Raw genomic sequence first — 8,994 nt, forward strand, 5'->3', positions numbered from 1 at the left:
TCCTTTTTTGCAAAAGTATACCAAAACTCAATTTAGATCTCAAACAGTTTCTAAGATACCAAATGCAAACATTGTCCACATAAAACCAACTTTATCATTACCTTTACCAAAGAATGCAACTAATGGTAAAGCGAAAGTACTGGTAATGAATGATCCAATAGCACCACCACACATACGGAATGTGTTGGCATTGATACGTTCCTGACCGTTAGTAGTTAAACTAGGAAGAATAGCAGTAATTGGTGTTTGAATACCAGTATAAACAACTCCAGCAGCCAAGATGTAAGTAAATCCGGCATACCATAGCTTAGCAGTCCCATGCAGGTTTGGAGCAGTAAATGCTAAGAAAGTTGCAACGGCAAATGGGATTGCGAGCCATAAGAAGTATGGTCGACTTTGCCCCCATTTCGTATGCGTGTGGTCAACAATTGATCCCCAAACTGGTGCACTAACGGCATCGAAGAAACGAGCAACTAACAAAATCAAACCAGCACCGGCAACCGAAATTCCGAAAACGTCGGTGTAGAAGTAAAGAATGTAACTAGAAATTGTAACATATAGTAAATTACCGGCCATATCAGTAAAGGAGTAAGCTGTTTTCTCCCAGACTGATAGTTTGACATTCGCTTTGTCTTTGCCAGTATTTGCTGTTTTGGCAGTATTGTCCATAATGAATATCTCCTATCGTAAAAGTTTATAATTGCAGAACAAGGTGGAACCTGTCATCACCTCCCTAAGTGAATCATCAGCCTATTCAAATGTTCCTGTAGAAGCATTGAATATGACATTGTCTTGATTACTCTTGAATACATCTTTCTTATCCAAATTAATGTATTCACTGATATATGGTGCAAAGCTTTGAACCTCATAGCGATTATCGTCTAGCTGTTTAATTCGACCATTGATCGCTGTCAGTCCTTTATTCTTGTCTTGATAAATGTAAGTCTTTTGACCAAAACCATTTAAGAAGGCAACGAGTTCTTCACCCATGTCCCAGTCATCCTCTCCCGTATAACCATCAGGGAACAGTCTGGCAAAAATGCCACCGTCTGAAGCAAAGATTGATTGTCCAAATCGATTTCGCGAAAGGTCGGGTCTGTTCAAATTGGGGCCTGCGATGCTGTAAGTCGAGGCCGCCTCGCCTGGTCTAAGCATCCGATCGGTTGCCGTTGCGTTTGAATCATACATGTAAAGGATTGCGCCGGTTGCCCGATAAGCTGCTTCAACAAGCTCAGGATCAGAAAGTTCTTCACCTGTAATTTGAGCGGATGCGGCGGTTAAGCCGCCCCAAAGTGCGTGAATCATGTAGGATAATGCTTCCCACCAACGATCTGGACTTTGTGACCGGAAGTCGTTACTAAAGCCAATATTAGCTTTCAGCAACTCGCCATAGGTCTTAGCTGCTTCAACGTTACCGGTAAGGGCTAACGCACTGGCAGCCGGGCCAAATCCGGCATTATCAAAGAAATGTTCAGTCATTGCAGCATCTAATGTACTGCTGGTTTTTGCCAGCCGGTCTGTGACGGCTTTCCATGACTTCGAAATTTCTGAGTATTCTTTATCCAAACCATTTTTCTTTAAATCTGCTAGTAAATCTTCAATATATAATCCATAGGTTCCAAGCATCTGTGCCTCAGTCTTAGCCCGCTCATCTTCATTCAAATCGGGGTTGACCCGAACATCGAACACTTGAGCAGCCCATGATAAGTAATCGTTTGGCTTGTTCAATTTTAATGAAGCTGCTGGACATTTTGACAACAGATAGAACATATGGGCAATGTATTCAAGATCCATCAAGCGGTAAAAGTCACCGTAGAGCTTAGCGGGCTTTCGGAAGTCACCATTGACGAACCACTTTTCGCGGACGTACTTTACAGCACTTTCTTCAACCTGAGCAATTTGTTTATCGGCGTCTTTTACTTTGTCATCCAAGAGGCATTCCTGAAGGATGAAGGTCATCTTACCAAGCGACTCACCTTGATTGGAAACAGGGCCAAAGCTGTATGGAACCTTGCCGTCTTTGCCTGCATATGAGTGTTCAGAAACGTAATTTGCTCGATTGCGCAGTAGTTCATTGATTGAACTCATCACGTTGAAGACACCCATATCAACCGTGCCATCATCGAAGGAGAGGATTACTTGATGTTCTCCCAAGCCTTCAGGTTGATAGACCAAGCGACCGTCTTTCAAATCGCTGGTCATATCCTGGTCAATTGTTTGATGGCCGGATTTGTAACGAACCGAAATCTTTTGAAGCTTCTGATTCTTTGCCAATTTGACAGTAAAGATCTGATCGGAGCCTTGAGAAATCATTGGTTCAAACGAGAACCGAGGATGACCAAAGTCCCTGGTTGCAATGTCGTAGAAGTCCTGATGGCTGGTAAATGGCTTGAGGTAGAACTCCCAATCCTTGGTGTCACCAGCTTTAAGAATCAAGCTATCTTGCGGATAAATCCAGTCGTGGTGTGGCCGACGATCATCATCATAACCACCCGCCAAGACAATTTCGTGGAACAACATGCCGTCTAGTGAAGGCGAAACATTTTCGAAGAACCGATTAGTGTAGTCGTTGAATGTTCCAACTGAGAGCACTTTTCCTTTGGTTTGGTAGACTCCCAGATTCGGGTTGGTATTGTCACGGCGGACAGCAGCTAATTTGGTGTAATTCTTAGAAATCTGTGGGAAAACAGCAACTGATTGGTTCGCATTACGTTTAACATTTTTATCTCTAAACATGACGTAAGCTAAGCTAATCCAAAGGCCCAAGTTTTCAATAGTGGCATCTTCTTGAGTCCCATTTTGAATTGAAAAGTGCCATTTAAATGCGTCCTTTTCAAGTTCAAAATTCTGTTTCAGCGTTAACCCGGCTACTTTGAAGGTCACGGTACTATGTGTATCATCACCGGTAACTTCAGGTATCTGGTCAATGCTTCGATGTTTTTGACCATTTACAGTAATATTGAATTCACCAAAGAGTTTGTCTAAGTCATCATATCCGAGGGACTCGAGATAATCCGGGTCAATCACCCAGTTCATATTTGATTTGTCGTCATTGAGCTTAAAGTTGGTAATTGCTCCTCGTTTACTTTGTGTTACTGTCAGAAAATCCGACTTCATTTATAAAACCCTCCTGGCGTCTTGATTGATTATTTTGTTGCAACCATTGATTCAATCTTGTTAATGTTTGCAATATCGAAGTTCAAACCTTCGTAATCGAGTGGCTTGATCTTAATATTGAGTTTGTTTTTACCCTTAGTAGCATCTAATGGCAATGGGTAAATGTAGTATGAATCTTCAGGCCATTCTTCGCTCTTCATGGTTTGAGTAAAGAGAACCTTTTGATCGTCTTCAATTTGGAAACTATAGATATCACCGTCTAAGCGGTCATAGGTAATCTTCAAATAGTTCTTCTTTTCTGGGTCAACTGCTAATGTCCATTCGCGTTCTTCGTAAACTGGCTTGTCGCTATCGTTTTGAGTATCAATCACAGTTGCAACATTTTCGTCAGGAACTTTTACATAAACGTTATATGGTGTGCTGCCTGGAATTGCTGGAAGTGACTTAAAGATAATGTTGGTTCCGGCAAGCCGGAATTGGTTCTTGCCTTCAACCTTGACAAGATCCTTCAAGTATTCCTTAGCAGGCTTGGTTGAGGCTGGTAAGTCTTTTGTTTGAGCTGCTAATAAGATTGGGCCGTAGTAAATTGCAACTCGGTTAAATCTATCAGCAAGGGTTTGATAACGAAGTTCGAAATCAAAGTTAACAGTAATTTCGGCTTTCTTGCCCCAAGTACGCTTGATTGCAACGAAACCATTCTTTGGTTCTGCATCAACGTTTTCACCATCAACTGAAATTGTGGTATTCCGGCTCCACTTTGGAACTCGTAAGTAAACGGTGAATTCTTGTGACTTGGCAGCTTCAACCGTAATGTGGGCAAAGTGTTGTTCTGGATAGTGTGAATCCTGAGTAACGGTAACGCCTTGGTCCTTCAAATCAAGAATTGAGTCGAAGTATTGACCAACGTAGATATCATGATTGTCTGTGTAGTAAATTCCGTCAACTAAGGTTGAGTGACGTTCAGTACCACTACCAGTACAGCACCAGAAGCCAGTGTGGCTGTATTCCTTGGTTGAGTTAGGCGCAACACTCAAGTTGTACAAATACTCAGCGATAGCGCTGTCATTATTCTGCTGAGCCATGATCGCATTGATGAAACGAATCTCGTAATCGTCTAATAACGTTGCATCTTTGGTATCAGCGAATAATTCTGAACTCAAGAAGTTTAAGTCATGACTGCAGCAACTTTCACCGTTTAACTTGGATAAGTGCTTGAAGAACATTTCTGGGTAGTCATACAATTCTGAGCCATAATCGGCGGGAGCTGGATATGCTGAACGACCTGAAATGCCTTTAGTTGGTAGTTCGTGGCCATCGTGCATCCAATTCATGTAATTGACAACGCCTTTTTTGTAATTCTCGTCGCCAGTAACGTGATAATATTCCAGCATTCCTTCGGCACAAACTAATTCGGTATTTGCATGACATGAGTAGTAACCTAATTCGTCATCATTGTTGATCAACATGTCACGGAACCACTTACGATCAAACTTTTGTGCTAAATCAAAGATATCCTTTTGCTTCTTATCAGTGATTTCGTATAGGCGAAGTAATGTTCGATGCATCGCACCAAATTCTTGATGATAAACATAGTGGCCTTTGCCTTGATACCAACGAGTATCGATCATTGCGTTGATTTGTTCTGGCGTAAGACGTTCCATCCGCTTTTCAAAGTAATGAGTCATGTTCATAGTGAGGTCAAGGGCGGTTTGGTTGCCAGTAAATTCATAAGCATCCATCAATCCATCCATTAATTTCTGAACGGCATAATATGGTACATAATGATTACCATTGAATCGAAGCTTTTCAACATCATCAAACCGCTTTGATGGTTCAGCAGCTAAGTAACCGGGGAACTCTTCAAATGTATCGAATTTTTCTTGGCATTCTTTTAAGCCATCAACAATCTTGTTGACCCGATCTTTAAGTTCGTTGGCTTCTTTGGTATCTTCCATGTTATTTAATTCAACAAAGCTTCTGGAAGCTCCTGAAAGATAATGACCTGTAAAATGACCTCTAAAGAACCAGTCAGGTGATTCCCAAACAGTTAATGGTGTCGCACCCTTTGTGTCCAAGCCTGCATTGATTCGATAATTGTATAACAGCTGGTCTGGGGTGAGGGATAACATCCAATTAACATTTCGTTCAAACTTTTCTTTCAAAGTTGAATTTGGTAAATATTTGACATCGTAATATGACACCGGTTTCATTTTAATACGTCCTTTCTGGAAAAAATTGAATTAAAAACCTCAGCAGTGAATTTATATGATATTGCAACCGCTTACGATTAATAGAATACAACACTGAACAGCGAGTTAGAATGCATTAACTTAACTTCTTTTTATAAAAAAAACATAATTGGCTTTTTCACGTCTTTTGTTGATATATAGCGCTTTTTCCTTATAAAATCACGGATAATTCGCTTTTTTATAAAAAGATTTAAAGAATAAAGCGTTGACATTTTGGGTCAATTGCATTATTTTTATGATAATCAAATGATTTTTTATATTAATGTGTTCAAGTGAATAACTAATCGCTTGCTCAATGAGCGGAGGAGTCTATTATGACTAAACAATTTCTTTCTATATCATGTCTTCCGACCCCAACTTATATTCAAAGTGGGCACGTCGTATTTAACCCCGGCGAACGTCATCCCAATCGAAGAAACTTCCAATTCTTTGTCATGATGTTCATGCAAAGGGGAACTTTATATATTGCAGAAGATGATCAGGAATACACTGTCAACGCGGGTGAAATGTTTATTCTGCAGCCACAACACCACCACTATTCTTGGAAACCAATGGATGAAACGACGGAATATTATTGGATTCATTTTGCAACTGCCGGGAATTATGTTCAATCTAATGAGCCAAAGCAGGTTCAATCACTCATTCCCGTTCCCGCAATTCACTACTATACTTCAATGGTAACGTTGTTTTTACAGAAGCAACAACCAATCCCCAATCCAGAAACGGTCTTTTCGATGATTCAAAAGATCTTTACTAATAGTAGAAGATCAAATGAAAATCACTCAGATACGACTCAAAATTCAATTGAGTTCTGGAAGGCCCAACAGTTATTTATCGATTTGCTTCAACAAGTTCAAGTTCAGACACCCCAAGAATCACCAACCGTGATGATTGCTAATAAAATCCAGCGTTATATTGAAGATCATTATGATGAAAAAATTACTTACGAAGAACTTGGCAAGCAATTTCATATTCATCCCAATTCCGTTTCTATCTATATGAAGAAAACATTTGGAATTACGCCGAACATGTTACTCACGAAGTATCGATTGGAAGAGGCAACCAAGTATCTACTATTAACCTCTGACCAGATTAGTAAAATTGCGACCCGGGTTGGTTATCAAAACGTCTATTACTTCTCAATGGCCTTTAAAAAGAACTATGGCATGTCACCTTCCCAATATCGAAAGAAGTACATTAGTTTGAAGCCAAATACACCGGAAACCCAGCATGGATCTCAATTCTTATAAATGAAAGCCGATATAACAGCCATTATTTGATTCGTCGCTTATTTTTTTATTTCAACTCCAGACAAAAATAGCATCCACTAGACCGCTTAGCAGCCCTAGCAGATGCTATTTTTATTTTTCATTGTCAGTTAATGATTTGTCGTTAACGATTTTCTTTCAGATAGTCTGCAACCGCCTCATCAAGTGATGGCAAGGGCTCCCCCAACACATCACTTAAATCGTTGGTTGACTCTTCCAGCGCACCGCTACGAATGAGTTTCTGCATCATTGACAGCGCCGCATCCACCTGATCCGGCACGTACTTGCGCAAATTAGCCATATATTCATCATCTGAAACGCTGGCTACCTCAAAATCATTGCCGGTAGCTTTCTTCATTGCCGCCGCTAAATCGGCATAAGTGTGCATTTGCCCTGCAAATTCGTAAACTTCCTTTGGCTGATCGGTTGTTAATACTTTAACAGCTGCTTGGGCATATAATTTTTCGGGTGCCCAACCAACTTTACCATCACCGGCCGCGTATACGAATGGCGCACCGGTCTGAGCTTCATGAAGGAATGTGCCTTCATTTTCCACGTACCAGTTATTTCGCAAAAAGGCATGGGCAATCCCGGCATCCTTAATGAGCTTTTCAGTCGCCTGATGGTCGGCAGCTAATGGAACCGTCGAACTATCAGCTTTCGGAAAACTGAGATAGGCGATAAATTTGACACCCGCCTCTTTAGCAGCATTCACCACATTTCGATGTTGGTCAATCCGCGGCGTCTTCGCCCCTGGTATCGACGAGATGAATAGGAGCCGATCGACGTCAGCCAACGAATCCGCCAATTGGGATTCATTTTCGTAATCCCCGGGTTTTACCTCAACTCCCGTTGGATAAAGCTGCTTAGCCTTATCCGTATTCCGAGCCAGCGCCACGATACTATCATTTTTGGAAATTGTTTGCTGCAAAAAACGCATCGCATATTGACCGAAGTGACCAGTTGAACCAGTAACTGCAAATTTCATTATTACAATACCTCCTAAATCAATTTTCTATCTACACTATAGTCGATTTATTGATATGAATTCAAGAAGCTGGCTCTAACTCTAATTAATCGCCCCGCCCCTACAGTGAAATCGCTCATTGAGTAAAACGGTGTTAACGCCAATTCACCTCTCACCAGCATTGAGATCAATTCAACATTGGTCCAGACTACAAAGTTAAGGAAATCTGTTTTCTAATGAACTATCTGGATTAAATTTATAAAAATCAATCAAATATATAATATTCCACTCAGCTCTTAGCTAAGCCAGCTGATTATCATAATGAGCTAACGATTATATCAGAATCGATTTCAAAAATACCGGCCATCACAGATAGGGTTGGCATTCTTCCTAGCATGCAAACGGGCGGTATAATGGCATTCGCTAACAAAAGGACAAACAAAATGGCTGGAAGTAGTCGCATTTCTGCAAACCAATTCCAGCCATTTCGCTCTATATATACAACGAAGTTCTCCATATCTCGTCGGACGGTGACGGATACGAACGTTGTAACAATTATAATATATCATTCGAGAGAAAATTTCCAATAATCCGCAAAATTAATGATTCAGGCTCATCGAAAACTAATCAATTTTCGCCCTGACCTTCCTTCAGTCGCTTGTCCCAATAGTAAAACCCGACGGTCACTAATGGTCCTAACAAATCATAAATAATCAGCAAGAAAACAGCTAGGAAGAAATTAATCTCTCCAAGATGCTCGCCTTTCTTCTCGGCGGCTTCTTCAGATATTGGATATAACCCGACAAACTTCATCAAATAAAATTGGCAAATAAATGACAGAATCAACCAGGGTAAAAAGAACCCGATTCGGATCGTAAACGTCCCGTCAGGGTTTGAGCAATACAGGAAATAGATTCCAAAAATTAAAACTGCCTGTAGTGCAACCCGAAGTAAATAAATTGGCTTATTCATTAAATATAATATCTCCTTAAAAAATGGCTTAGATTCCTAAAATATTGTGATCGCTTCCATAGGTATTTTACCGTGAATCGGTCAATTTAGTAATCAATAATCTACCCAGATTTTTATAATAAACAACAAGAAATCAGATGATCCCTCAGATAAATAACAGGTTACATCCCGCCGAAACGCACTGCAACCTGTTAATGAATTGATCTTAAAGCTTCATGTTAACTTCGGAGCTATGGCCATGGGCAATTCTCAAGCCCAGGATTATGGCTATCTACATAGCGGAATCGTGCTCCGAGAAGCAGCTGCTATCAATATAAGGGCGACACCCCAAAAATCCCAAGTTCAGGATTTTTGGCTATACTCAGCTACATAGCGGAATCGTGCTCCGAGAAGCAGCTGCTATCAATATAAGGGCGACACC

5 protein-coding genes and 1 pseudogene are annotated in these 8,994 nt (G+C 40.7%); 1 reads left to right on the top strand and 5 read right to left on the bottom strand.

The annotated features are described in order from the left end of the window. Positions 1-42 precede the first annotated feature (42 nt). The 3 genes and pseudogenes from FD12_RS05100 to FD12_RS05110 form a co-directional block, all read right to left on the bottom strand. Positions 43-669 (bottom strand): annotated as a pseudogene (locus tag FD12_RS05100) (MFS transporter); the annotation flags it as partial. Between the two features lie 81 nt (positions 670-750). Next, positions 751-3,117: a hypothetical protein gene (locus tag FD12_RS05105; protein WP_056982027.1), complete on the bottom strand. Its 2,367-nt coding sequence runs from the start codon at positions 3,115-3,117 to the stop codon at positions 751-753. A gap of 29 nt (positions 3,118-3,146) precedes the next feature. Next, positions 3,147-5,327, bottom strand: coding sequence for a beta-L-arabinofuranosidase domain-containing protein (locus FD12_RS05110; RefSeq protein ID WP_056982028.1), 2,181 nt, complete (start codon positions 5,325-5,327; stop codon positions 3,147-3,149). Between the two features lie 353 nt (positions 5,328-5,680). On the opposite strand from FD12_RS05110, the gene FD12_RS05115 reads away from it, so the two are divergent. Beyond that, the gene (locus FD12_RS05115; protein ID WP_056982030.1) at positions 5,681-6,616 is read left to right on the top strand and encodes an AraC family transcriptional regulator; all 936 of its coding nucleotides are present in this window, start codon (positions 5,681-5,683) and stop codon (positions 6,614-6,616) included. A gap of 142 nt (positions 6,617-6,758) precedes the next feature. On the opposite strand, the gene FD12_RS05120 is transcribed toward FD12_RS05115, so the two are convergent. Further along, positions 6,759-7,622 (bottom strand): SDR family oxidoreductase, encoded by an 864-nt coding sequence (locus FD12_RS05120; protein ID WP_056982031.1) that lies wholly within the window; start codon positions 7,620-7,622, stop codon positions 6,759-6,761. Between the two features lie 606 nt (positions 7,623-8,228). Further along, positions 8,229-8,573 carry a hypothetical protein gene (locus FD12_RS05125; RefSeq protein WP_054749062.1) on the bottom strand — a complete coding sequence of 115 codons (345 nt, stop codon included), beginning with the start codon at positions 8,571-8,573 and terminating at the stop codon, positions 8,229-8,231. Positions 8,574-8,994: the final 421 nt, after the last annotated feature.

The sequence above is a fragment of the Lentilactobacillus rapi DSM 19907 = JCM 15042 genome (assembly GCF_001436255.1).
Lineage (GTDB): Bacteria > Bacillota > Bacilli > Lactobacillales > Lactobacillaceae > Lentilactobacillus > Lentilactobacillus rapi.